The 21,941-nt window shown below is 70.6% G+C and carries 25 protein-coding genes; 14 read left to right on the forward strand and 11 right to left on the reverse strand.

Annotation, left to right across the window (positions count from 1 at the left end; genetic code table 11):
* Positions 1 to 40: 40 nt before the first annotated feature.
* Both H6726_07950 and H6726_07955 read right to left on the reverse strand, forming a co-directional pair.
* Positions 41 to 1,549: a GNAT family N-acetyltransferase gene (locus tag H6726_07950; GenBank protein ID MCB9657562.1), complete on the reverse strand. Its 1,509-nt coding sequence runs from the start codon at positions 1,547 to 1,549 to the stop codon at positions 41 to 43.
* Positions 1,550 to 1,697: 148 nt separating this feature from the next.
* Positions 1,698 to 2,207 carry a hypothetical protein gene (locus H6726_07955; GenBank protein MCB9657563.1) on the reverse strand — a complete coding sequence of 170 codons (510 nt, stop codon included), beginning with the start codon at positions 2,205 to 2,207 and terminating at the stop codon, positions 1,698 to 1,700.
* Between the two features lie 144 nt (positions 2,208 to 2,351).
* Here H6726_07955 and H6726_07960 point away from each other — a divergent pair, with 144 nt between their 5' ends.
* The 5 genes from H6726_07960 to H6726_07980 all read left to right on the forward strand — a co-directional run bounded on the left by H6726_07960 (position 2,352) and on the right by H6726_07980 (position 6,955).
* The gene (locus tag H6726_07960) at positions 2,352 to 3,761 is read left to right on the forward strand and encodes a replication-associated recombination protein A (protein MCB9657564.1); all 1,410 of its coding nucleotides are present in this window, start codon (positions 2,352 to 2,354) and stop codon (positions 3,759 to 3,761) included.
* A gap of 494 nt (positions 3,762 to 4,255) precedes the next feature.
* Positions 4,256 to 4,999, forward strand: a complete 744-nt coding sequence (locus H6726_07965; protein MCB9657565.1) for a hypothetical protein — start codon at positions 4,256 to 4,258, stop codon at positions 4,997 to 4,999.
* Positions 4,996 to 5,259: a hypothetical protein gene (locus H6726_07970; GenBank protein MCB9657566.1), complete on the forward strand. Its 264-nt coding sequence runs from the start codon at positions 4,996 to 4,998 to the stop codon at positions 5,257 to 5,259. Before H6726_07965 ends, H6726_07970 begins: the two co-directional genes overlap by 4 nt.
* Positions 5,256 to 6,242 (forward strand): hypothetical protein, encoded by a 987-nt coding sequence (locus H6726_07975; protein ID MCB9657567.1) that lies wholly within the window; start codon positions 5,256 to 5,258, stop codon positions 6,240 to 6,242. Before H6726_07970 ends, H6726_07975 begins: the two co-directional genes overlap by 4 nt.
* Before the next feature lie 92 nt (positions 6,243 to 6,334).
* Entirely contained in the window at positions 6,335 to 6,955 is a 621-nt protein-coding gene (locus tag H6726_07980; protein MCB9657568.1) for a hypothetical protein, read from the forward strand.
* Positions 6,956 to 7,013: 58 nt separating this feature from the next.
* On the opposite strand, the gene H6726_07985 is transcribed toward H6726_07980, so the two are convergent.
* Positions 7,014 to 7,652 carry a hypothetical protein gene (locus H6726_07985; protein ID MCB9657569.1) on the reverse strand — a complete coding sequence of 213 codons (639 nt, stop codon included), beginning with the start codon at positions 7,650 to 7,652 and terminating at the stop codon, positions 7,014 to 7,016.
* Between the two features lie 228 nt (positions 7,653 to 7,880).
* Here H6726_07985 and H6726_07990 point away from each other — a divergent pair, with 228 nt between their 5' ends.
* Positions 7,881 to 8,549 carry a bifunctional phosphoribosyl-AMP cyclohydrolase/phosphoribosyl-ATP diphosphatase HisIE gene (locus tag H6726_07990; protein MCB9657570.1) on the forward strand — a complete coding sequence of 223 codons (669 nt, stop codon included), beginning with the start codon at positions 7,881 to 7,883 and terminating at the stop codon, positions 8,547 to 8,549.
* 6 nt (positions 8,550 to 8,555) lie between these two features.
* On the opposite strand, the gene H6726_07995 is transcribed toward H6726_07990, so the two are convergent.
* The 4 genes from H6726_07995 to H6726_08010 all read right to left on the reverse strand — a co-directional run bounded on the left by H6726_07995 (position 8,556) and on the right by H6726_08010 (position 11,962).
* Entirely contained in the window at positions 8,556 to 9,587 is a 1,032-nt protein-coding gene (locus tag H6726_07995; GenBank protein MCB9657571.1) for a penicillin-insensitive murein endopeptidase, read from the reverse strand.
* A gap of 69 nt (positions 9,588 to 9,656) precedes the next feature.
* On the reverse strand, positions 9,657 to 10,214 hold the full coding sequence (locus tag H6726_08000; GenBank protein MCB9657572.1) for an aminoacyl-tRNA hydrolase: 558 nt from the start codon (positions 10,212 to 10,214) through the stop codon (positions 9,657 to 9,659).
* Between the two features lie 105 nt (positions 10,215 to 10,319).
* Entirely contained in the window at positions 10,320 to 10,937 is a 618-nt protein-coding gene (locus H6726_08005) for a 50S ribosomal protein L25 (GenBank protein ID MCB9657573.1), read from the reverse strand.
* An 83-nt stretch (positions 10,938 to 11,020) separates the two neighbouring features.
* Positions 11,021 to 11,962, reverse strand: a complete 942-nt coding sequence (locus tag H6726_08010) for a ribose-phosphate pyrophosphokinase (protein MCB9657574.1) — start codon at positions 11,960 to 11,962, stop codon at positions 11,021 to 11,023.
* An 876-nt stretch (positions 11,963 to 12,838) separates the two neighbouring features.
* On the opposite strand from H6726_08010, the gene H6726_08015 reads away from it, so the two are divergent.
* Positions 12,839 to 13,045 (forward strand): helix-turn-helix transcriptional regulator, encoded by a 207-nt coding sequence (locus H6726_08015; protein MCB9657575.1) that lies wholly within the window; start codon positions 12,839 to 12,841, stop codon positions 13,043 to 13,045.
* Positions 13,042 to 13,902, forward strand: a complete 861-nt coding sequence (locus H6726_08020; protein ID MCB9657576.1) for an NUDIX hydrolase — start codon at positions 13,042 to 13,044, stop codon at positions 13,900 to 13,902. The genes H6726_08015 and H6726_08020 overlap by 4 nt, the downstream gene beginning before the upstream one ends.
* Positions 13,903 to 13,924: 22 nt before the next feature.
* Here H6726_08020 and H6726_08025 read toward each other — a convergent pair whose 3' ends face one another.
* Positions 13,925 to 15,016 (reverse strand): GGDEF domain-containing protein, encoded by a 1,092-nt coding sequence (locus H6726_08025; GenBank protein MCB9657577.1) that lies wholly within the window; start codon positions 15,014 to 15,016, stop codon positions 13,925 to 13,927.
* Between the two features lie 176 nt (positions 15,017 to 15,192).
* On the opposite strand from H6726_08025, the gene H6726_08030 reads away from it, so the two are divergent.
* Positions 15,193 to 15,984, forward strand: coding sequence for a tyrosine-protein phosphatase (locus H6726_08030; protein MCB9657578.1), 792 nt, complete (start codon positions 15,193 to 15,195; stop codon positions 15,982 to 15,984).
* Positions 15,985 to 16,064: 80 nt separating this feature from the next.
* On the opposite strand, the gene H6726_08035 is transcribed toward H6726_08030, so the two are convergent.
* Positions 16,065 to 17,153 carry a hypothetical protein gene (locus tag H6726_08035; protein MCB9657579.1) on the reverse strand — a complete coding sequence of 363 codons (1,089 nt, stop codon included), beginning with the start codon at positions 17,151 to 17,153 and terminating at the stop codon, positions 16,065 to 16,067.
* Positions 17,150 to 17,674 carry a hypothetical protein gene (locus H6726_08040; GenBank protein MCB9657580.1) on the reverse strand — a complete coding sequence of 175 codons (525 nt, stop codon included), beginning with the start codon at positions 17,672 to 17,674 and terminating at the stop codon, positions 17,150 to 17,152. The genes H6726_08035 and H6726_08040 overlap by 4 nt, the downstream gene beginning before the upstream one ends.
* 197 nt (positions 17,675 to 17,871) lie before the next feature.
* On the opposite strand from H6726_08040, the gene H6726_08045 reads away from it, so the two are divergent.
* The 4 genes from H6726_08045 to H6726_08060 all read left to right on the forward strand — a co-directional run bounded on the left by H6726_08045 (position 17,872) and on the right by H6726_08060 (position 19,836).
* Positions 17,872 to 18,438, forward strand: a complete 567-nt coding sequence (locus tag H6726_08045) for a helix-turn-helix domain-containing protein (protein ID MCB9657581.1) — start codon at positions 17,872 to 17,874, stop codon at positions 18,436 to 18,438.
* A gap of 85 nt (positions 18,439 to 18,523) precedes the next feature.
* The gene (rpsF, locus tag H6726_08050) at positions 18,524 to 19,063 is read left to right on the forward strand and encodes a 30S ribosomal protein S6 (GenBank protein ID MCB9657582.1); all 540 of its coding nucleotides are present in this window, start codon (positions 18,524 to 18,526) and stop codon (positions 19,061 to 19,063) included.
* Between the two features lie 22 nt (positions 19,064 to 19,085).
* Positions 19,086 to 19,367 carry a 30S ribosomal protein S18 gene (locus H6726_08055; protein MCB9657583.1) on the forward strand — a complete coding sequence of 94 codons (282 nt, stop codon included), beginning with the start codon at positions 19,086 to 19,088 and terminating at the stop codon, positions 19,365 to 19,367.
* Between the two features lie 7 nt (positions 19,368 to 19,374).
* Complete coding sequence (locus tag H6726_08060; protein ID MCB9657584.1) at positions 19,375 to 19,836, forward strand: 50S ribosomal protein L9; 462 nt, start codon at positions 19,375 to 19,377, stop codon at positions 19,834 to 19,836.
* Between the two features lie 139 nt (positions 19,837 to 19,975).
* Here the strand turns inward: H6726_08060 and H6726_08065 are convergent, their stop codons facing one another.
* A complete protein-coding gene (locus H6726_08065) occupies positions 19,976 to 20,545 on the reverse strand; it encodes a YqgE/AlgH family protein (protein ID MCB9657585.1) in 570 nt (189 codons plus the stop codon).
* A gap of 147 nt (positions 20,546 to 20,692) precedes the next feature.
* On the opposite strand from H6726_08065, the gene H6726_08070 reads away from it, so the two are divergent.
* Complete coding sequence (locus tag H6726_08070) at positions 20,693 to 21,898, forward strand: DUF2236 domain-containing protein (GenBank protein ID MCB9657586.1); 1,206 nt, start codon at positions 20,693 to 20,695, stop codon at positions 21,896 to 21,898.
* The last annotated feature ends 43 nt before the right edge of the window (positions 21,899 to 21,941 follow it).

The following is a 21,941-nucleotide window of genomic DNA, read 5'->3' on the forward strand; positions in this document are numbered from 1 at the left end:
GTGAACGGGGCGCGCCGCGGCCGAACGCCACGGACGCGCGCTACTCGCTGTCGTCCTCGGGCGTCGGCCCGATGGGCTCGGCCTCCTCCGGGTTCAGGATCTGCAGGTCGTTGCGCAGGTGCGCGTGGAACTCGAACAGGTCGAGCCGCCGGTCCAGGCGCGGGCGCACGCTCCCCGACGAGCGTGAGCGGTAGAGGTCGTGGATGTCCACGTCCGACACCAGCATGGTCTCCACGTTGCTGTCCGCCTCCGCGTGGATGCCGTCGCGCGAGAACTCGAAGTCGCTGGGCGTGAAGATGGCGGCCTGCCCGTAATGAATGTCCATGGCCGGCACGCTCGGGAGGTTGCCGACGATGCCAGCCGTCACCACGTAGATCTGGTTCTCGATGGCGCGCGCGTGTGAGCAGTAGCGCACGCGCGCGTGCCCCTGCCGGTCATCCGTGCAGTACGGCACGAAGAGGATCTCCACGCCCGCGTCGGCCAGGTAGCGGGCGGCTTCCGGGAACTCGGAGTCGTAGCAGATGAGCACGCCGATCTTGGCCTTGGGCGTGCTGATGACGCGCAGCTCGCTGCCGCCGTCGATGCCCCAGAAGCGCTTCTCGGAGGGCGTGATGTGCAGCTTCGGCTGGAACACCACGTAGCCGTCCGGGAACACGATGGGCGCCACGTTGTAGATGGTGCCCTCGCGCCGCACAGGGTGCGTGCCCGCGATGATGTGCAGCCCGAAGCGCTTGGCGAGGTCCTTGAACAGCCCCACCACCTGCTCCTCCATGTCGCACAGGCGGGCGATGCCCTCGAGGGCGGGGAGGTTCTTGAGCGCGTCCATGGAGAGCAGCTGCATGCTGGTGAACTCCGGGAACACCACGAAGTCCGCGCGGTACTCGGCCGCCGTCTCCACGAAGTACGCGATCTGTGCGGCGAACTCCTCGAACGACGCGACCTTGCGCACCTGGTACTGCACGGCGGCCACGCGCACCTTGCGCTGGGCGCTCCCGTCTTGCGGCTCGTAGTCTGGGTTGGTCCACTCGATGAACGTCGCGTGGTTCTTGCTGTTGGGGTCGGTGATGTAGTTGCGCAGCAGGCCCCGGACGATGAAACCCTCGCGCAGCTGGAAGCTCAGCACGAGGTCCTTGATGTCGCCCATCTCCACGGCGCGGACGTACTGAGCCGGGGTCATCTCGGCCGCGCGCTCGGCGTAGCCGTGGATGCGCCCGCCCGCGACGATGCGCCGCAGGTTGCGCGCCTTGCACAACCGCCGCCGAGCCTCGTAGAGATGATGCCCCGCGCCCAGTCCGCGCGCGTCGGGGTCCACGTACACGTCCGCGCCATAGAGCGTGTCGCCCTCGGGATCGTGGCTGTGGAAGTAGCCCCCGTCGGTGATGCCGGAGTACGTGTGCGGCCTGTAGTCGTCGGTCCCCAGGCGCACGATCAGGCTGGCACAGGCGCCGAGGACGACACCGCCGCGCTCGACGACGATCTGGCCCTCGGGAAAGAGGCGGATGTGATTCAGCAGCTGCCCCTTGTTCCAGACCACGTTGTGCTCTGCCATGGTGGGGAAGCACTTCTTGTTCAGCTGGATGAGGGCGGGCACGTCCTCCACGCGCGCGAGGCGCAGCGTGGCGGGGCCGTCGGGAGTGTCATAGGTCCATAGATCCATGGATCCAGTGTGGGGGATCCAGGTGCGCGTTCAAAGCGCGTCAGGCCGCGGACGCGGTAGCCGACGCGCGCGAGACGCCGGTAGGCCCCGTCGTCGCTTGCACCTGCAGCGTGGCCGCGCCGAAGCGCCGTGTGCCCTCGGCCAGCCGCCCGCGTGTGGGCGCACCGTCGAAGGACAGCTGGCTGATGCCGCGCGAGCTCCCCGTAACGACCGCGGGGAACGCGTAGCGGACGTCGTCCATGGGGTCTTCGATCTCCACGAGGACCGCCGTCCCAACCGTCGGCGCGACGCGCATGCGGGCGTCCAGACCGGCGCCGGACACGTTCTTCACGTGGGCGACGTGGAACTTGCCGCCGACCGCGACGCGCACGTTTCCGGGCACCTCGACGTGTGGCGCCGAGAGCGCGTGACGGGACTCCGCGCGCACCCCGCCGAGCAGCTGGGCGAGCCCCACCAGCAGCGCCTGCTCCCCAACCTGCAGCGGCTCACCCGCGCGCTGCTGGGCGCTGAGTCGTTGGTGGTCGTAGATGAGGTCGAAGAGCGAGTGCATGGGGGCTCCTACGTTCGGGGGATGTGCTGAAGTGGGACACAGCAACGCGCGTGCCAGCTCCCTCCTGCGACCACACGAAGCCTGGAATCCTTGGCGTTCTGCGATACGGAGGCCGCCCAGCGCGGCGCGGGCTCCATGACACGGATGTCGCGATCGGCGGGCTGTTGCGTAACGCGCGTTGGTAGGCGTCACGCGCGCTGCTACACCCGCAGCGTGGATCTCTTCGATCACAGCCACGCCAAGAAGGGCCCGCTGGCCGACCGCATGCGGCCGACGCGACTGGCCGAGGTGGAGGGTCAGGCGCACCTCTTCGGGCCCGACAAGCTCCTGTCGCGGCTGATCCGCGCCGACCGCGTTCCGTCGCTGATCCTGTGGGGACCCCCGGGTACCGGGAAGACGACCACGGCGGAGGTCATCGCGCGCGAGACGGCGGCCACGTTCGAGCCGTTCAGCGCGGTGCTCGGAGGCGTGGCCGATCTACGCAAGATCCTCGGCGCGGCCCGCGAGCGCGCGCGCGTGTACGGCAAGCGCACCATCCTGTTCGTCGACGAGATCCACCGCTTCAACAAGGGGCAGCAGGACGCACTGCTGCCCCACGTGGAAGACGGCACGGTGACGCTCATCGGGGCGACCACGGAGAACCCCAGCTTCGCGGTGAACGCCGCGCTCCTGAGCCGCGCGCGCGTGTTCCGGCTGGAGCCGCTGGGCCCTGCCGAGCTGGAGCGGTTGCTGAGCCGTGCGCTGCAGGACGCGACCCGAGGGCTCGGCGAGCTGAACCTCGAGGCCGAGGAGGGCGCGCTCCTGGCCATCGCCGAGCAGGCGCACGGGGACGCGCGGCGGGCGCTGTCGGTGCTCGAGGTGTGCGCCGACCTGGCGCACGCCGCCGGTGGCAAGCTGCGCGTGGCGGACGTCCAACAGGCGCTCTCGAGCAAGACGCTGCTGTACGACAAGAGCGGCGAGGAGCACTACAACGTCGTCAGCGCGTTCATCAAGTCGATGCGCGGCAACGACCCGGACGCGAGCATCTATTGGCTCATGCGCATGCTCGAGGCCGGCGAGGACCCGCGCTTCGTGCTGCGGCGCATGCTGATTTTCGCGAGCGAAGACATCGGCAACGCAGACCCGCGCGCGCTCGAGCTGGCGGTGGCGGCCGATCAGGCCTTCGCTCGTCTGGGTATGCCCGAGGGCATGTTCGCCATCGCGCAGTGCTGCACCTATCTGGCGTCGGCGCCCAAGTCGAACGCCAGCTACGAGGCGTGGACCACCGCGCAGCAGGACGTGCGCGAGCGGGGCGCGCTGCCGGTGCCGTTGAAGCTGCGCAACGCCGCGACGGCCGCGATGAAGTCATGGGGCTATGGCGAGGGCTACCGCTACCCTCACGCCGAGGGCGGTCATGCGGCGGGTGAGAGCTACCTGCCCGACGAGCTGGTGGGGCGGCGCTACTACGAACCACGCCCCGAGGGCTTCGAGACCCGCATCGCAGCGCGCCTGGCGCGCCTTCGCGGGGAGGGCCCGGCAGTCGCCCCTGAGCGCGGCGACGGCGAAGACGCGTAGCCGCACCGGGCGGACGAGGCCGCCCCGTTCGGCGCCGCCCTGTCTCGGGGGGTGCGGTCGCGACGCTCCAACGCTGGCGGGCGGTGGCGTCCGCTGACCATGACGTGGTCGGGCGGCCCTCCGGACGGCGCCTGACCGCGCCCGTACGCTTTTCTTGGAGAGGGACGCAACGTGCGTCGGGGCAGGCCGATGAGGGGGCACACGCGCCGACCCAGGTCGGCCCCGCACCCGAGGACCGATGCCGCCTACCCCGCCCACGCCGCCCCCCACGTCCGCACACGTGCCCATGAGGGACCCCCACCAGGAATCCCGCGAGCGCGCTGAGCGACTCCTTGCCGCCGTCGCGCGTGAGCTGCTTGCGAATCCGTCCCCTGGAATGACGACGCAGACGCTGGGCCCCTCCGAGCCCTCGTCCTCACCACGCCAAGCCACCCGCTCGCACGACAACCCCATCCACCGCATCGCAGGCCTGCGCGCCTGACCTGGAGACCCTCATGTCCAACACAGCCCCTCCCACGTCCACTCGCAGTCCCCAAGCACAAGCCGCCATCGACATCATCGCCAACCGCTTCGCCACGCGGGAGCAAGCCCGCAGCGCCGAGCTCGACGCGCTCGAGGCCGGCGCCACCCCGGAGGAGGCCGTCCGTGCGTTCGTGGACGTCATGCACGGAGCGTCTCCGCCGGCGCAGCGTGTCTACATGGAGCAAGCGTTCGAGATGTTGGACGTCAGTCCCGAGAGCTTCTTGGCGCTGCTCCAGGCGCAGGTGCGGGCGGAAGACGAGAAGGTGATGACGGCCACCAACACCATCCAGAACGCCCTCCAGAGCTCGCGCGAGCTCAGCGAACGCATGCAGGCGCTGCAGATCCTCCACCAGCGTGTGTCGCAGGACAGCGATCAGAGCGTGGACCTGCAGGACGGAGACATCACCGTCAACGGCCGCCAGATGTGCCTCGGCCAGGCGGTCATCGAGTTCGACCTCGTGGATGAGCTCAACCTCACGCGTCACGTGGACGGCGACCCGTTGTGGTACCGCGGTGTGGCGCTGCGCGCGGACGCCATCCAGAGCGCCATCGACGGCCTCCGTCAGAAGCAACAGTCGGTCACGTCCTCGAACGAGCTGAACATGATCAACATGCAGCAAGCGATGCAGCAGCGCGGCCAGCACATCCAGCTGGTGTCCAAGGTGCTCGCCATGATGGGCGACACGGAGCGCGCCATCGTCGGGAACATGCGATGACGTCCGGGCTCACGGCCGTAGCGCACCTCGCCGATCTGCTGCGGCTCCCCCGCGCCCAGCGTGACGCCGTCTTCGCCCTGGGCGAACGAGAGCTCGCCAACGGGCAAACCGAGCAGGCCATCGAGACGCTGCAGATCGCAGCGCAGCTCGACCCACTGAACCCGACGCGCTTCCGCCGCTTGGGAGACGCGCTGCGCGCCGGCGGACGCGTGGCCGAAGCCGACCTCTACACCCAGTTCGCACAGGAGCTCGCACGATGACCGTCATCAGCACCCCAGCCACCCCAGCCACCCCAGCCACCCCATCGACGCCGAGCGTCGACTCCCCGGCAGCCGTCACCACGGGAGACGTCAGCGCGACGGAACGCGCTCGGGCGACGCCCGTGAACACGTCGCCGCAGGCCCTCGCGGCATCGCCCCCGCTGAGTCGTTCGATCCCCTCGGGACAGATCCGGCCAGGCGACCTGGAGGCCGCGGTCACCGCGCTCAACGCGGTCATGGACGGCTTCGGTTCGTTGCTGCTGACGCAACAGCAGCTGCGCCAGGAGGGGGTCGCGCGGGGCACGGACGCGGCCGCCGCAGGAGAACGCACCGCCGAGAGCGCGCTCGAGCGTCAGCGTGAGGCCATGGAAGCCATGCAGCGTGCACAGCGCCGCGCCCGCGGTCTGCTGCGAAGGGCCCCGCGTTGGGTCAAGAAGCTGGTCGCCGGGATCATCACGGCGGCCGGCGCAGTGGCGGGGGCCTTCACGGGCGGTGTCGCCGCGGGGCTGGCCGTCGCAGGCGCGGTCCTCATCCTGGCGGGCGACGCGGTGTCCAAGCTGCTGGTGAAGGCCGGCATGGACCCTGAGAAGGCAGCCTGGGTGGGATTCGCGGTGAAGCTCGTCGGCGCCGCCTTGTCGTTCGGCGCGGGCTTCGCAGGTGGCGCGACGTCGGCGGCCACGTCCGCGATGGCCGTACGTGACGGCATCACGCTCGCCACACGCATCATCAGCACGGCGAACGCGCTGGCAGACCTCGGCACCGGGACGGCTGCCGCCGTGTTCACGTTCCAGGCGAGCGAGGCGAGCGCGGACGCCGACGCTGCCGGGCTCGACATCGAGCTGGCGAACGACGACCAGCAGGACGCCGTGGAGGCGATGCGCGACGCGCATCAGACCTACCAGCGTGTCCTCCAGCGGATGCAGTCGTGGCTGAGCAGCCAACAAGAGACGCGGCAAGCGCTCGTCGCTCAGCTCAGCGCCTGACGCCCGCCAACGCCGGCCGCCGCGGGGGCGGCCCCGCCCAACCGATTGAACCTCACCATCATCCTCACACCGTCCTTGCTCAAAGGCAGCTCATGACCCACATCGCTTCGACCCCTCCTCCGGCTCACCCACCTCGCACCGACACCCCCGTCGCGCCTCTCCCGATCGCCAACGATGGCGGCATCGAGGGGATCCTGATGCAACTCGACGAGCAGGCGCGGCGCGCGCGCGACCTTCGCAACGACGCGCGAGACGCACGACGTGCGGTGCAGGCCAAGGGCATCCGTCAGGCACGCAAGGGCGCGCGCTTGTCGCTCGCGGCGAGCCTCGTGAAGCAAGCTGGCACCGCCGCGGCCCGCCTCGCGCAGAGCGCGTCGAGCCGCGGCGACACGAACGATGCCGGCGCGACGAGTACCGGGAACGGAGGAGCGGCCGTGGGTGGAGCGAGTGGGCCGTCGCGCACGGGAACCGCTTGGGCCGAAGCGGGTGCGGCGGCCGCCGAGGCCAGCGGATCACTTCTCGAGCACGCTGCCACGCGCGCCGAGCTTCGTCGGGACACCTCGGAGCACATCGCGCAGACGTTCGGGGACGTCGCCGACGACGCCGAGAACGGAGCCCAGGACGCGCGCCAGATGCTCGACCGCGCTCGGCAGCACCTCGACGCCGTCCTTGCAGCGCGGCGTGAGGCGGAGGCTGCGATCCTGCGCGGTTGAGAGCCACCACGAGGCGTTCGGGGTGAGAGCCGGATGTGCGTGGAGCGACGCTCGATGCTCAGACCCGCTGTCCCTGGCTCCGCCGGTGGGGAACGCGGCCGACGACTCGTGCGCCAGAGCTGAGCGTACGGATCTGCGGCCCGTAGTAGACCCCGGCGGCGCAGGCGCGCTCGAAGTACCCTGGCGGCAGCGGCTCGAGGTACTCGTCGAGCGTCCCCGCGTGCACGTGTCGCTCGAGCGACGCAAAAGCAGCGCTCCCTTGACGTGCGCTGACGCGCGGCTCCTGACCCGCCCGTGGCGGCAGCGGCGACAAGCCACAGAGCTCCTCCCCCACGAGCACCTCGCGCTCGTCCGAGCGAAACAGGCGAAGCGCGGCGCGCCCGTCGGAGATCCGCGCGAGGGCGTCTGCAATCCGAGCTTCGGCGTCGAGGGTGTCGGAGAGCCAGGGCTCGGGGAGGGCCGCGATGGGCAGCGCTTCGAGACCCAGGCTGGCGACCGAGAGGCGCAGCGCGGGCTCGTCCGAGGCCGACACGAACGGCCTTGGATGGTCCGGCATGGCGCGCGTGGTGAGCCACGAGAAGTGTGCGCCACGCAGCAGGGCCCACTCGCCGCCCGCCCAGACGGCCTGACCAGCGCGCGCGTCGAGCTCGCGTGCGAGCGCCTGGAAGTCGATGGTCCCGGAGTCTTCCTTGCTCATGCACACGTCCTTGCGAAGAGGAGCGGCGTGTTGGAGTGAGTGCGGGCCGCGACCGAGGCTCCGCTATGCCGTGTCCCGCGAGCCCCCGTCAAGACCCAGCATGAGCAGTCGTCTGCCCACGTGCGGGCCGTGCCCAGACGATCGGCAGGAGCGCGGCGTTCCTCGGGGGGCACGCTCACGGAGTGGCACGCCTTGCCGCGACCCGCGCGGTCGCGTAACCCCAGGGCCATGCAACTCAGCGAGCTCAAGTGGGACGCGGCGGGCCTCGTCACCGTCGTGGTCCAAGACCAGGCCACGGGGGAGATCCGCATGGTGGCGCACGCGAACCGCGAGGCGCTGGACGCCACCCTCGCGACCGGACAGGCGCACTTCTACAGCCGCTCGCGCGCATCCCTGTGGCTGAAGGGCGAGACGAGCGGCCACACCATCGCCGTGAGCGAGGTGTGGGCCGACTGCGACGCGGACGCGGTGCTCTACCTGGCAGCTCCAGCGGGCCCCAGCTGCCACACGGGACGTGACACGTGCTTCTTCCGGCGCGTCACGGCAGAGGGAATCCAGGACGAGCCCCACCGACACGGACAGCCCACGTTGCTCGCGTTGGAGGGGGCGCTGGCCCAGCGCGCGTCGTCCACCGCCGACAAGAGCTACACCAAGTCGCTGTTGGTGAAGGGCGCCGCCAAGATCGGCGAGAAGATCCGCGAGGAGGCGGACGAAGTCAGCGTCGCGATCGCCGAGGAGTCCGACGACGCCGTGGCGAGCGAGGCGGCCGACGTGCTCTATCACCTCATGGTGGGCCTGCTGCTCCGCAAGGTGCCGCTACGCCGCGTGCAAGAGGTGCTGGGCGCCCGCTTCGGCGTGTCCGGCCACGTGGAGAAGGCGAGCCGCGTGAAGAGCTGAGGGCCGTCAGGGGGTGCGCGGAGCGAACACCGTCACGCCCTCGATGTCGGGAGGTGCGTCGATCTCGCGCACGGGGTGCTCCCCCGTGAAGGGGCGCAGCCACTGGGGGAGTGGCGTGTCCTCGGCGATGGTCACGTGGAAGTGAAAGTCGTGTAGCGGATTGTGGCGCTGCATGGGCCGCCCGAACGGGGTCACGAGGCCACGCGCGTCGAACCATGTGTGGAAGCGGTCACGCACCACGGTGTCGTTGTAGTAGATGCGCACGCGCCCCTCGGTGCACACGGCCAGGATACGCGCCAGGGCCTCCACGCGGTGCCGCGCATGCTCGATGTTCACGTTCGACATCGTGCGGTAGTTGGGCCGATAGCGACGGGCACCGAGGTTCTCCACCAAGAGCGTGTTCGGCAGGTACAGGTCGACGTCGACGCCCGTCTTGTGCGTCATGTGACGCGGCCCGGGTGCGTCGAGGTCACCGATGAGCAGCTCCTGGTTCGGGAAGCGCTGCCGGAACGCATAGGCGGTCGCCAAGAGGACGCCCACCAAGGCGGGGCGCCCCCAGGTGTGCTCGTCGATCGTGTTGCGCCAGCGCGTGTAGAGCCCCTGCGCGTCCGTCGTGCCGGGCATGGCCCACTTGCACTCGGGGTACGAGGCGCCGGCGGCGCAGGCCGCGGGCCGCGCGATGGCCATGGGCGGGATGCGGCACACGATCTCCGAGTCCCACGCGAGGGGCTCGCCAGGCTCCGCCGTGTCCGTCGCGGCAGGGGTGCCCGCAGGCTCTCCCCCCGCGGCGTGTGGGGTCGCCCCCTCCGCGCTCCGCTCGTCGCGCTCGGTGTCGCTCGTGCCAGCGCCCTCGCCAGCGCCCTCGGCCCCGGGCGCGCCGCTCGCACCCACCTGCTCGCCGCCCCCGAGGGTTCCCTCGCCCGAAGCCTCATCACTTGACGCTCCCGGACCGTGGCCGTTCTCCCCGGGGTCCGTGGAGCGGGCGTCACCGCCACATGCGGCCACCACCAGCAGGGCGCTGATCAGGCAGAGCCACAACGCACTGCGTCGCCCCGGTCTGTCGGCGCGCGGTTGGGCTCTCGTCTCGAACGTACGACGCTGCATGGCTCAGGCCCCGTGATAGCGGTTCATGGCTGCGGTCGCACCCTCGAGCAGCGCAGCCTCCACCATGTCGCAGGCGCGCTCGACGACGTCCCCCAGCTCTGCGCGCTCGCTGGCGTCGAAGTCGCTCAACACATGCGACTCGGTGCGCGCGGATGGTCGACCGATGCCCACGCGCACGCGCACGAAGCCGTTGCCGCCGCAGCGCTGCACCATCGACTTGAGCCCGTTGTGGCCCGCCGTGCCGCCGCCGACCTTGATGCGCACGACCCCGAACGCCAGATCGAGCTCGTCGTGCACGCACAGCACGCGCTCGAGCGGCACCTTGTAGAACGTCATGGCAGGCTGCACCGACTCGCCGCTCAGGTTCATGAAGGTCTGCGGCTTGAGCAGCACCACGTCCTGTTGCTGCAGCAGCCCCTTGGTGGTCTCGGCCTTGAACTTCTCGCGGAAGGCGGGCGCCGACCAGCGCGTGGCGAGCCGGTCCACGACCATGAACCCGACGTTGTGACGATTGCCGCTGTACTTCGGCCCGGGGTTCCCGAGCCCGACCACCAAGTGCATGCCCGCCGTCCTAGCGAAACGGTCTGAAAACGAAGAGGGCGGCGCCGTTCCCAGCCGCCGCCCTCTGGCCTGTCGCGACGGGCTGCCACGCAGCCCGCCGTGGGATCACTTCTTCTTCTTGCCGCCCGCAGCCGCCGCAGCCGCAGCCGCCGCAGCCGCCTCGGCCGCCGCGATCGCGCGACGGTTCTCCTGGATGGAGACCAGCGTGCGGTCCTCGGGCAGGGTGCAGGTCACGCCGTCCGCGAGCTGCAGGTCCTTCACCGTGATGGAGCCGCCCACGTCGAGGTTGGTGACGTCGAGCAGGATCTCCTCGGGGATGATCGTGGGCGGCGCCAAGAGCGGCACCGTGCGCAGGGTCACGTTGAGCAGACCGCCCTTGACCACGCCCTTGGCGCGGCCGGTGGTGGCGAGCGGCACGGAGACCTTGACGGGCACCTCGGCCTTCACGCTCAGGAAGTCCACGTGCAGCAGCTCACGCGACACGGGGTCGACCTCGAGGTCGCGCACCATCACCAGGGCCTGCTTGCCCCCGAAGGTGAGGTCGTACGCGACGTTACGGCCGCGCTTGCTGCGCAGCCCCTTGAGGACTTCCGTGGGGTTCAGCGTGAGCGACGTCGGCTCGATTCCCGGTCCGTAGACGACCGCGGGGATCTTGCCACTTGCACGTAGCCGACGAGCTGGCCCCTTTCCGCTCTCTGTGCGGACCTCAGCCTGCAGCGCCATCGTTTCCATGATTCGATTCTCTCCTGATTTGCGTGAAGCTCGACCGCGCCGAACAACCGGACGCGGCGAAGGTTGGGGTGCGCTCAGACGAAGAGCGAGCTCACCGAGTCGCTATGGTGGATCCGCTTGATGGCCTCGCCAAGCAGACGCGCCATGCTGAGCACCCGGAACTTGCCGGTGGCCACGGCGGCGGCCGACAGCGGGATGGTGTCGGTCACGATCACCTCGTCCAAGCACGAGGCGGCGATGCGCTCGACCGCGGGGCCCGACAGCACCGCGTGGGTGGCCGCCGCGAGCACGCGCTTGGCCCCCTTGTCGGACAGGGCCTTGGCCGCGTTGGTGAGCGTCCCGGCCGTGTCGATCATGTCGTCCAGGATGACGCAGTCGCGGTCGCGCACGTCCCCGATGATGTGCATGACCTCGCTCACCCCGGCGCGCTCACGGCGCTTGTCGATGATGGCCAGGTCCGCACCCAGACGCTTGGCGTAGGCACGGGTGCGCTCCACCCCACCCGCGTCCGGCGAGACGTAGACGGGCGGCTCGTCGAAGCGCGGCCGGAGGTGCTCGAGGAACACCGGCATGGCGAACAGGTGATCGAATGGCACGTCGAAGAAGCCCTGGATCTGGGCTGCGTGCAGGTCGATGGCGACGACGCGGTTGATGCCCGACGCGCTCAGCAGGTCCGCCACGAGCTTGGCGGTGATGGGGGTGCGCGGTGCGGCCTTGCGGTCCTGGCGCGCGTATCCGTAATAAGGAAGCACGGCGGTGATGGAGCCGGCCGAGGCGCGCTTGAGGGCGTCCGCCATGACCAGCAGCTCCATCAGGTGCTCGTTCACCGGGGCGCAGGTGGGCTGGACGACGTACACGTCCACGCCACGGACGTTCTCCTGGATCTCCGCGAAGACCTCGCCGTCGGAGAAGCGCGGCGTGCGGCAGCGCCCCAGCGGGAGGTCCAGATACTTGGCGATCTCCTTCGCGAGCTCCGGATGAGCGCTGCCCGTGAAGACGCACGTGGACTTGAGCATCGGGCTTTCCTTGAAGGTGTTCACGGCGGTCGATTCCTGGGCTGCGCGGCGCGCAGGGGGCACTGCGGGACGCTCGGGGAGACGGGGGGCGGGCGTAGCAACAGCGGCCTTCCGTGTCAACCGCGGGGCCCGCGCGTTGGGACGTGACGCCCCCTCGTTCCTGTGTAACGGTCGCCCCTCATTCGAGCCGCCACCCCCCGGCGGACGACGTGGGTTGAGCCGGAGGGCCACCTGCGGTAGATCTCGCCGTCCCGCTTCCCGGGGTAGATACCCATGACCGTCACCGTCACGCTCCTCACCGACCGAAACGCGTTCCACGAGACATGGCGTGCAGCGCTCGAAGCCGCAGGGTTGAGCGTGAACACGCTGGCCCCCGACGCGCTCGGCTCGCTGACGGCCTCACAGCCTGCCGTGGTCATCGACGCCAGCGCGCAAGGCCTCGATGAAGACGGGTTGCTCGAGGCGGTAGGGTTCGCGCTCGCGTGTCGCTCGGTGCCCTGCGTGGACGCGTCCGCCAGCGAAGGCGCGGTGGACGACGTCGTGGACGAGATGTGCCGCGGGCTCGTCGCGCGTTCCGCGACGGACGTCACGCGCCTGGCCCAGAGCCTGGCGCGCCGCTTGGACGAGATGCGCCAGAACAAGTTCGAGTTCGTGACCATCAGCCCGCGCGAGAGCGAGGTCCTGGCCATCCTCGGCGACGGTGGGTCGGTCCTGTTGAAGCGTCCCCTCTCGCCCGAGGACGACGGAAGCGACGTGGAGTCCATCGACCTCGAGGACAATGCGACGCGCGCCATGCTGGGCCTCTCGTCCGGCATCACCCTCGCGCTCGAGGCGCGGCGTGTGGGCCCGCGTGGCACGCTGACGGACGACACGCCGATGGACGGCGCGCGGTTGGGCGCGCGCCTGCGCTCGCTGCGTCTCGAGGCTGGACTGACTCAAGCCGAGCTCGCCCGCCGCACGGGCATCCACCGCCCGAACATCGCGCGCGTCGAGGCCGGCCGCCACACCCCCTCGCTGGAGACCCTGGCGCGGCTCGCGCAGGCCATCGGGGTGTCCACCAGCCACGTGCTGGTGGAAGAGTGAGCACCACCACCTCGGCCGAGCCCCCCCGCGACGCCGCCACCGTCGTCCTGGTGCGGGACGCGCGGCCCACGCCCAACGCTCCCTCCGCGGCAGGCGTGGAGGCCTTCCTCATGCGACGGCGCGCCCAGGTGGGCTTCCTGGGCGGCATGCACCTGTTCCCGGGCGGCAAGGTGGACGAGGCCGACCTCGACCCGGCCCTGCACGCCTACATCCAGGTGGAAGACGTGGCGGCCGCCCCCAGCCGACTGCGCGAGGACGTCAGCGTGGACACGGCCATCGGCCTGTTCATGACCGCTTTCCGCGAGACCTTCGAGGAGTCGGGGCTGATCCCGGGCGCGCCCCCCTCGCTCGAACCCAGGCGCCTGGCCGCCCGCGAGCAGCTGGCGGAGCGCGGCTTCCTGGCCACGCTCGCCGGGCTGGGCGTGCGGTTGGACCTGGACGCCATGGAACCCTTCAGCCGCTGGATCACCCCCGCCGTAGAGGTGCGCCGCTTCGACGCGCGCTTCTTCCTGGCCGAGGCGCCCGCGCACCAAGAGGGCTTGGCGGACGGCTCCGAGACCGACCGCGCCATCTGGCTGCGTCCGGCCGACGCGCTCGCGCGCCACGCTGCGGGCGAGCTGGCCCTGCTGCCCCCCACGTGGATGACCCTGCACGCGCTCACGGCGTTCGACAGCGCCGCCTCCGCGATGGCCAGAACGCGCAGCACGCCCACACCCCGACTACAGCCCGAGCTGGTCACGGGTGCGGACGGGTTCACGCTCTGCTTCCCGGGCGACTCGGCGCACAGCGTCAGCGCACGTGCGCTGCCTGGCCCCACCCGCCTGCGCGTACACGACGGTCGCTGGGAGCCCGGCTGACGTGACCCAGCGCGGAGGGGTGTCACTCGGCGAGGGTGACCCGATCGCGCCCGCCGCTCTTGCTCTCGTACAGCGCGCGGTCGGCGGCGCGCAACGCCGACTCGACCGTGGCCTGCCCCTCGGCCGGCAACACCGCGACGCCGATCGAGACCGTCACACCGAAGGGCTCGGCGGCGCCCGGCGCGGAGAAGCGCAGCGCCGCCACGTTGGCCCGGACGCGCTCGCTGACGTGCAGCGCGAGCTCGAGTCCGCCGTCCATGAGCACCACGACGAACTCCTCGCCGCCGAGACGCCCGCAGGCGTCTTCGGTGCGGGTGCTGCGGGTCAGCGTGTCGGCCACGCGGGCCAGCACCTCGTCCCCCGTCGCATGCCCGTACGTGTCGTTGACGCGCTTGAAATGATCGATGTCGACCATGAGCACGCTCACGGGCGCTCGGGGCGAGTCCCCTCGGAGCGCGCGCTCGAGGCGCTCGAGGACGTGCGCCCGGCTGAGCAGCTGCGTGAGCGGGTCGGTGCTGACCGCCAGACTCACACGCACGCGCCAGCGCTCGAGGACCTCGGCGTAGACGAGCGCGAACCCGGCGGAGCTCACGGTGAAGAGCGCGAACGCCGTCGTGCGCACGTCGAAGAAGCCGCGTCCCCCCTCGAGGTAGAGCACGCTGTAGAACGTCACGAGGGCGCCCAGGATGGGGAACGCCGCGTAGCGCGCGCCGCCCGGCATGATCAGGCTCCAGCAGAACAGCAGCGTGCAGAAGCTCACGGCGTACGGCCCCTCGGCGCCCCCGGTGTGGTGTCCGGACCACGCCAGGAGCGCGGTGACTGCCACCATCAGCACGTACCCCTCGACGAACGGGTGGCGGCGGCGCGCTGGGACCAGCCGCGACAACGACAGCGCGAGGAAGGCGCAGGCGCCGCCTCCGAGGTAGCGCATGGCGGCGTCGCGCACCGTGTCGTCCGCGAACTCGGGCCACTGCCGCAGCGCCAACTCGGTGAAGAACTGCAACACCAGCCCCACCCCAGCCACCAGGTAGCTCTGCGTGAGCGCCTTCGTCGCGAGCTCGTGCAGCTCGTGCGTCTCGTACGGGGTCCTGCGGCGCCGCTCGGGGACGTTCACGGGCTCACGGTATCGCGACCAGGTCGTGCGGCCTATGGAAAGCGGGCGCGCGTCCGGCCGCCCACACCCAGCCGAGCCTGTCGAGACACAGGTGCGGGATGACGCGATGCGGCGGTCGATGCGGAAGGCGCCTCGCGTCGCTCGACACGCCCACGCACGTCGGGTAGTCCCAAGCGGTGTCCGCCTCCCAAGCGCTCTCGGACCTCAACCTGCGTGACCTCGGCGGGCTCCCCGTCGGTGACGGTCGCGTCGTACGCGCAGGCATCGTGTACCGCGCAGGGGCGCTGTCGAAGGTCAGCGCCAGCGCGCGGGCGGCGCTCGACGCGCTGGCGCTACGCACCGTCGTGGATCTGCGCACCCCCTACGAGCGCGAGCGGCACGGCACGAGCTACACCCCCCCGGGGGCGCACCTGGTGTTGCTCCCGATCGACTCGGGCGACCTCAGCAAGGCCCTGGCTGCGGCCATCCGAGGGGGCCGCTTCGACGAGCTGCCGCTCGACGTGCTGTCCGACATCAACCGCGCGTTCGTGCGTGGCGCCTACCCGCAGCTGAGCGTCCTCCTGCGGCTGCTGGCCAAACCCGAACGCCGGCCGCTGCTGTTCCACTGCACGGCGGGGAAGGACCGCACGGGGCTGGTCGCGGCGCTGCTGCTCAGCGCGCTGGGTGCGAGCTGGCCCACGGTGCTTGCGGACTACCTGCGCTCGAACGAGACCCCCCACGCGCAGAACCTGGTCTATCGGTCGCAGCTCCGACGCGCGGCCCCGTGGCTGACGCGTCGCCCGTGGGCCACGCCGAACGTGGAGCCCGTGCTGCGGCTGCTGTCGGTGGACGCGGCGTATCTCGAGGCGGCGTGGGACGAGATGACGCAGTCGCACGAGAGCGTCGACGGATACCTCGCGGCGCGCCTGGGTGTACGCGCGCAAGAGCGCAGCTCGCTGCAAGCGGCGTTGCTGACCGAGACGGGCTGACGCTTCAGGCCGCTCGGCGTAGTCGGTCGCGTTCCGGCGTCACGCCAGGGCACGCGGGAGCAAGTTCGTCACGCGGCCGGTCAGGCGGTCCGCGGTGGCGCACCGCTCGACGCGTCGGGCGTGCAGCTCCTCAGGAACGCGGCCTCCGTGAGGGGGCGCTGGTCCGCTAGCGCCAACGCGCGACCGAGGCGCGCCGCGGGCTCACGGGCGGCGTGCACCAAGGCCGCGTCGCGCGTCGCGGACGGTGCTCCAGCGGCCGACGTGATGAACTCCCTCAAGGACTCGGGCACCTTCGCGCTCGGGTACAACAGGCTGGCGTGCGCTGCACCGGCCGCGGGCACGGCCCGCAGCGCCTCCACCCACAGCGGCGCGCGCGCTGCACGGAACAGCGCTCCCCCGAGCCCCGCCGACGCGCTCGCCGTCCCCGCATGCAGCGGCTCGCCTCGGCCATCGAGCAGGGCTTCGCGGGCCGCGCCTGCGGCGGCAGCGGCGAGGGCCTCGAGCTCGAGGAGCGCTCCGAGCGCCTCCTGGAACCACGTGGCGTGGAGCGCCGCGACCAACGGCGATGGGGGGACGCCCGCAGCCTGTGGCGCGCTGAGCGCCAGCGCCCGCCATGCACGCCGGATCTGTGCGCGGCTCCCGGCACAGACCTGCGTCCGACCGATCAACCAGCCGCCGGTGTCCAGCAGCGCGTCCAGCGTCTCGACTGGCGGCGTCGGATCGTCGGCGTCCACGCGTTCCTCCAACAAGAGGGCAGCGCACACGTCGCCGAAGCCCAGCGAGAGCTTGTACAGCGCGGCCTCGTAGACGGTCGCTGGGCGCCCCTCACGCAGGGCCACCAGCGGCGCCAGCCGGACGCCGGCGCTCACGCGCTGCAGAGCGCGTCCGGTCGAGTCCTCCTCCGTGGCGTCGAGACCCGAGAGGGCGCCGAGCAGGTCGGGCCACGCGCGGTGCACCTGGGCCAGGGCCGCGAGGTTGCACGGCAGGCTGGTCGCGTCGCGCGCATCGCCGAACGTCAGCTTCTCCTCCTGCCGTGCAGTCGCGTCGTAGAGGGGAGACGCTTGCTCGGCGAGCGGTCGCCCCTCCTCGTCCACGCACGTATCGACGCCCGAACCGAGCAGCCACGCGACCGCCTCGTCGAGGGGGCGCCCCCGCGGACCGTCCTTCACGTCGAGGAAACGACGGGCAGCTCGAAGTGGAGCCCGTCGAGGTCCACCAGACGAGAGCGCGCGTCTTCGTCCAAGCGCTCGACCTCTGGTCGCAGCGCCGTCTCGAGCGCGAGGATGCCGCTCCGGGGCACGCCCGCGGGCCACGTCGCGCTGAAGCGGTCGTAGGGGGTATCGCGTTCGACGCCCGCGACCGCACGGCGGTTCAGGCGGAAGCCGGCGCGCGACCGGCGCTGGGTCTCACGACCTTCCGATGTGAACGACAGCGGATGGCGTGCGTCGCCGATGCGCAGCTCGCCGCGCACCTCCACGGCGTGCAGCACCACCTCGACCGGGCCGCTCAGCGCCGAGCGCACGAAGAGCGTGATCTCGAGACCCTGCGGCGAGAGCTCCCAGCGCGACGCGAGGACGCCCGCGGCGCTCGCGTGGGCTCGCCCCGAGAGGAGCGGTGATGGCAAACACAGAGCAGCCAAGCCCGCGCCCGCGACCTTGGCGAATCCACGACGGGTCAGCGCTGCACTCATGGACACAAGCTAGCGGCCCGGCCGGGACCCGTCCATGTCGCCCTCGACGCGGACGACGATCGCTCCCCGCCCCGGTGCGTCTACGTACCATGACGGGGCCGCGCACCACGGCTGCCAAACCCATGCCCCCACTCCAGGGTGACCAGTCGGTCAGAACGGACGAGCGCATAGCCCCATGCAGGGTATACTATGTCCCAATGCCCAAGTCATCGCGGGAACTGGTAAGCGCGACGGAGCTGGCTCGTTACTGTCAGGTGGACATCAAGACCATCCACAACTGGGCAGCTCGTGGCGACCTCCCGCACTTCCGCACGCCCGGTCGACACCTGCGCTTCCGACGCGCCGACGTGCTGCACTTCCTACGGACATATGGCTACCCCATCCCGGGCTGGATGCTGGACGGGCCACTGCGCGTGGTAGCCCTCGGGACCTCGTCTCAGACAGCTCCGCTAGGGCTCGTGCTCCAGTCGTCGTTTCTCTACGAAGCGTTCTCCGACCCACTGCTGTTCCTGCTCGAGCTCGGGGGCCGGCCGCCCGAAGCCGCGCTGATCTTCGCGCGACCAGCGGACGTCCACCCATCGGCGCAGGACGTCATCGCGGCCTTGCGGGCACACCCACGCACCCAGCGCACGCGCCTGGTCGGCATTGGCAGCAAGGGAGGAAGCCCCTTAGGTTCGGTGTCGGTGCACTTGGCCGACGCCACCCCCACGACCGTGGAGCAGACCTTGGCCGCCCTGCTCGGCACGGGCCGAGTCACGGACTGACTGGCGCCCCAGCCCCTTTTCCGCTATAGAGCGCGTCCTTTCCTCGCTCCGGCACAGGGCCGGGGCCGATTGCCCAGGAGGAAGCATGACCAGCGCAGCAGCGGCGCCCGCCCGGTGGGCCCGCGAATACGAGACCATTTACATCTTGCGTCCCAACGTGGACGCCGCCGAGGCCGAGCGCGTCGCCACCCGTGTCCGTGAGGTCATGGAGCGGCTCGAGGCGAAGCTCACCAAGGTGGACACCTGGGGCAAGCGCCGCCTGGCGTACCCCATCCAGAAGCACACGCGCGGCATCTACGTGTACCTGCGCTACGTGGGCTTCGGGGACATCGTGGCCGAGCTGGAGCGCAACCTGCGCCTCCTCGACGCCGTCATCCGCTTCCAGACCATCGTCCTCGAGGACATGGTCGACCCGAGCACCGTGGCCGTGGACCCGAACGAGGTCGAGTTCGAGGCCGTCGAGCAGAGCGACGACGAGCCCGAGCTGACGTTCGCGCAGCGCCTGGGCCTCGAGGAGCGCGCGCGCCGTGACGACCGCGACATGGACGGGTCGGACGACGATGGCGACGACGACGGGGACAGCGACGGCGACAACAACGACGACAGCGAAGACGAGGAGGCCTGAGATGCACGACAACGACGACAACATGGACTCGCGCGACGGTCGGGACTCGGACGGTCGCCGTCGCCGTGGTGGTGGTGGCATGGGCGCCGGCGGTGGCCGCAAGCGCTCCCCCAACTTCTCCGGCGAGGAAGCCCAGAGCTTCGACTACAAGGACCCGCAGCAGCTGAAGTACTTCATCAGCGACCGCGGCAAGATCACCCCGCGCCGTGTCAGCGGTCTCTCCGCGAAGCAGCAGCGTGCGCTCACCCTGGCGGTGAAGCGCGCCCGCAACATCGCGCTCCTTCCCTACACCACGTCGAAGTGAGGCCATCATGGCATCGAACGTACAAGTTGTTTTGAAGAGCGAGGTCGAGCACCTCGGCAGCTTCGGTCAGATCGTCAAGGTGCGTCGCGGCTACGCCCGCAACTACCTCATCCCGCGTGGCCTGGCCGTCATGGCCACCCGCGCCACGATGAAGCAGGCCGAGCACGAGAAGGCCCTGGCCGAGAAGAAGGCGCAGAAGCTCCGCGAGGAGCAGGAGCGCCTGGCCGAGAGCCTGAAGGGCATCGTGGTCATGGTGGCGAAGGAAGCGAGCCCCGAGGGCAAGCTCTTCGGCTCCGTCACGGCCCAGGACGTCGCCGAGGCGCTCGAGCGCAAGGACGTCAAGGTGGACAAGCGCAAGCTCGTCATGCCCGAGGAGACCATCAAGGACGTGGGCAGCTACGTCGTCGAGGTCAAGTTCGCCTACGGCGTGCGCGCCCAGGTGAAGCTCGAGGTCAAGACCGCTTCCTGATCCGCGCCCAGGGGGTCGCCACACATGGCGCCACCCCATCATGAACAGAGCGAGCCCCACCCGGCTCGCTCTTTTCGTTGGTGGGCTCGGACTCTCGGCCAGCCGCGGCCGACGTGCGGCTTGGGTCGATGGCGCCGGCTCAGGCGCTCGACACGCGCGCAGACATGCGGCCAGGGTCGATCCCGAGCGCGTCGAGAGCCGCCGCCCAGCGCTCTTTGACGGGCGTGGCAAAGATCAGGTCCAGGTCGAGGTCCGCCGGGATCCAAGAGCCCTGCAGCATCTCGCGCTCCAGCTGCCCCGCCGACCAGCCCGAGTAGCCCAGCAGCATGACGCCGCGCTCGGGTCCGTCGCCGTGCGCCATCTGCTCGAGCACGCCCAGCGAGGCGGTGAAGGCCAAGCGCTCACCGATGACCAGCGCGCGGTCTTCGTCCCCCTGCGCGGCGAGGGCCTCCTCCCGGTCGTACACGATCCACCCCGACTCGGGGGAGACGGGCCCGCCCATGAGGACGGGCAGTGAGGTGCTGACCGTGCGCTGGATGTCCAGCTGATCGATCAGCTGGTCCAGCGCCACGCCGGCCAGCTTGTTGATGACGAAGCCGAAGCTGCCCTGCTCGTCGTGGTCGACCACGAGGACGACGCTGTGGTGAAAGAACGGACAACGCAGCGAGGGTGCCGCAACCAGGAGCCCGGGGGCGATGCCGGTGTTCACACGGGAACCATAGCAAGGCCCGGGGTGCAGATGCGAACGCGCACGGGACTTGCCAAGCGAACAATTCACCGGTAGGTGAATTCGAGCTGGGTCCGTGGCGCACCGCGGACTCGGCCATCTCCCCCCGAGCGGAGGCTGCGACGTCCCATGAGTGGTCAAGAACAAGGCACGCAACAGGCGCTCGGACCCGACGGCTTCGTCGAGCGCTACGTTAACCGCGCGCAGGCCCGCCGCCTCTACGGCTCCCTGCCGGACCGCTACGCCCGGTACTATCTGGAGGCGGATCCGGTCGCCGACGCGCTGGCCGTGGCGATCGCCGAGCGCCGGGTGAGCCGCGCCCAGATCGACGGGGCCCTGCGCAACGGGCTCGCGAGCGTGTCCGAGCCGGCCGCCGAGCTGCGCGCGTTCATCGCCGCTCTCGAGGACACCCCGTCGTGGGTGGACTACGCGCTCATGAACGAGGGCGCCCGGGTGTATCAACGGCTCGGGCCCGCCGCGATGTTCATTCTGAGCGCCTGGTCGCTCATGAACGGCTACCACTCCGCGCCGGCCATCAAGCCGCTGGTGTGGACGCGGCAGCTGGACAAGATGGCGCCGCGCCGACTGGCGGAGACGGGGCGCTTCGTGATCGAGACGGTCGAGGTGGACGGTCTGCGGCGCTACCGCGAGGGCTTCCGCATCAACGCCCACGTGCGGGTGATGCACGCCACGGTGCGCCGCATGATCCTCGGCGGCGGCGAGTGGAACACCCCGGCGTGGGGGCTCCCCATCAACCAGGCGGACATGGCCGGCACCACCCTCGAGTTCTCGGCGCTGGTGCTGCGCGGGGCCGAGTCCATGGGCTTCCTGCTGACCGACCGGGAGCGGCGCGCGGTGATGCACCTGTGGCGCTACTCGGGCTTTCTGAGCGGCGTACACCCCGAGCTGCTGGCCGAGCTGGACACGCTGGAACGCACCGAGAACTTCGCGAACATGATCTACGACGTGCAGCCTGGCCCGGACGCGGACTCGGTGGCGTTGGCCGCCGCGCTCCGGCGCGTGCCCGCCTCACGCGCGCGCAACTCCTGGGAGGCCCGTCTGGCGGAGCTGGTCATCCGCTACCACGACGGGCTGACCTACGCGTTCAACGGGCCGGAGGTGGCCTCGGCGCTGCAGATCCCGAACCCCGAGTGGCGGCACGTGATCCACGTCACCCGCGCGATGGTCACGCCCCTCGAGGTGCTGCGGCGCACCACGCCGGGGCTCGAGCGGGTGACGACGCGCCTGGGACGGTTCCTATTGCGCGCGAACGTCGAGGGCATGCTAGCCGGGAAGGAGCCCGGCTTCGAGCCCAAGCGCGCCGCGGCCGCCTGACGGTCGCCGCTGCGAACGACGACGACCGTGGTCGCTCGCGGGC

The organism is Sandaracinaceae bacterium (genome assembly GCA_020633055.1).
GTDB lineage: Bacteria > Myxococcota_A > Polyangia > Polyangiales > Houyiibacteriaceae > JADJJE01.

Bases quoted from the DNA above. Each gene is read 5' to 3' on its own strand.
- H6726_07950 (MCB9657562.1), bottom strand. From the start codon at position 1,549: ATGGCAGAGCACAACGTGGTCTGGAACAAGGGGCAGCTGCTGAATCAC.
- H6726_07955 (MCB9657563.1), bottom strand. From the start codon at position 2,207: ATGCACTCGCTCTTCGACCTCATCTACGACCACCAACGACTCAGCGCC.
- H6726_07960 (MCB9657564.1), top strand. From the start codon at position 2,352: ATGTCGCGATCGGCGGGCTGTTGCGTAACGCGCGTTGGTAGGCGTCAC.
- H6726_07965 (MCB9657565.1), top strand. From the start codon at position 4,256: ATGTCCAACACAGCCCCTCCCACGTCCACTCGCAGTCCCCAAGCACAA.
- H6726_07970 (MCB9657566.1), top strand. From the start codon at position 4,996: ATGACGTCCGGGCTCACGGCCGTAGCGCACCTCGCCGATCTGCTGCGG.
- H6726_07975 (MCB9657567.1), top strand. From the start codon at position 5,256: ATGACCGTCATCAGCACCCCAGCCACCCCAGCCACCCCAGCCACCCCA.
- H6726_07980 (MCB9657568.1), top strand. From the start codon at position 6,335: ATGACCCACATCGCTTCGACCCCTCCTCCGGCTCACCCACCTCGCACC.
- H6726_07985 (MCB9657569.1), bottom strand. From the start codon at position 7,652: ATGAGCAAGGAAGACTCCGGGACCATCGACTTCCAGGCGCTCGCACGC.
- H6726_07990 (MCB9657570.1), top strand. From the start codon at position 7,881: ATGCAACTCAGCGAGCTCAAGTGGGACGCGGCGGGCCTCGTCACCGTC.
- H6726_08000 (MCB9657572.1), bottom strand. From the start codon at position 10,214: ATGCACTTGGTGGTCGGGCTCGGGAACCCCGGGCCGAAGTACAGCGGC.
- H6726_08005 (MCB9657573.1), bottom strand. From the start codon at position 10,937: ATGGCGCTGCAGGCTGAGGTCCGCACAGAGAGCGGAAAGGGGCCAGCT.
- H6726_08010 (MCB9657574.1), bottom strand. From the start codon at position 11,962: ATGCTCAAGTCCACGTGCGTCTTCACGGGCAGCGCTCATCCGGAGCTC.
- H6726_08015 (MCB9657575.1), top strand. From the start codon at position 12,839: ATGGACGGCGCGCGGTTGGGCGCGCGCCTGCGCTCGCTGCGTCTCGAG.
- H6726_08040 (MCB9657580.1), bottom strand. From the start codon at position 17,674: ATGAGTGCAGCGCTGACCCGTCGTGGATTCGCCAAGGTCGCGGGCGCG.
- H6726_08045 (MCB9657581.1), top strand. From the start codon at position 17,872: ATGCCCAAGTCATCGCGGGAACTGGTAAGCGCGACGGAGCTGGCTCGT.
- rpsF (MCB9657582.1), top strand. From the start codon at position 18,524: ATGACCAGCGCAGCAGCGGCGCCCGCCCGGTGGGCCCGCGAATACGAG.
- H6726_08055 (MCB9657583.1), top strand. From the start codon at position 19,086: ATGGACTCGCGCGACGGTCGGGACTCGGACGGTCGCCGTCGCCGTGGT.
- H6726_08060 (MCB9657584.1), top strand. From the start codon at position 19,375: ATGGCATCGAACGTACAAGTTGTTTTGAAGAGCGAGGTCGAGCACCTC.
- H6726_08070 (MCB9657586.1), top strand. From the start codon at position 20,693: ATGAGTGGTCAAGAACAAGGCACGCAACAGGCGCTCGGACCCGACGGC.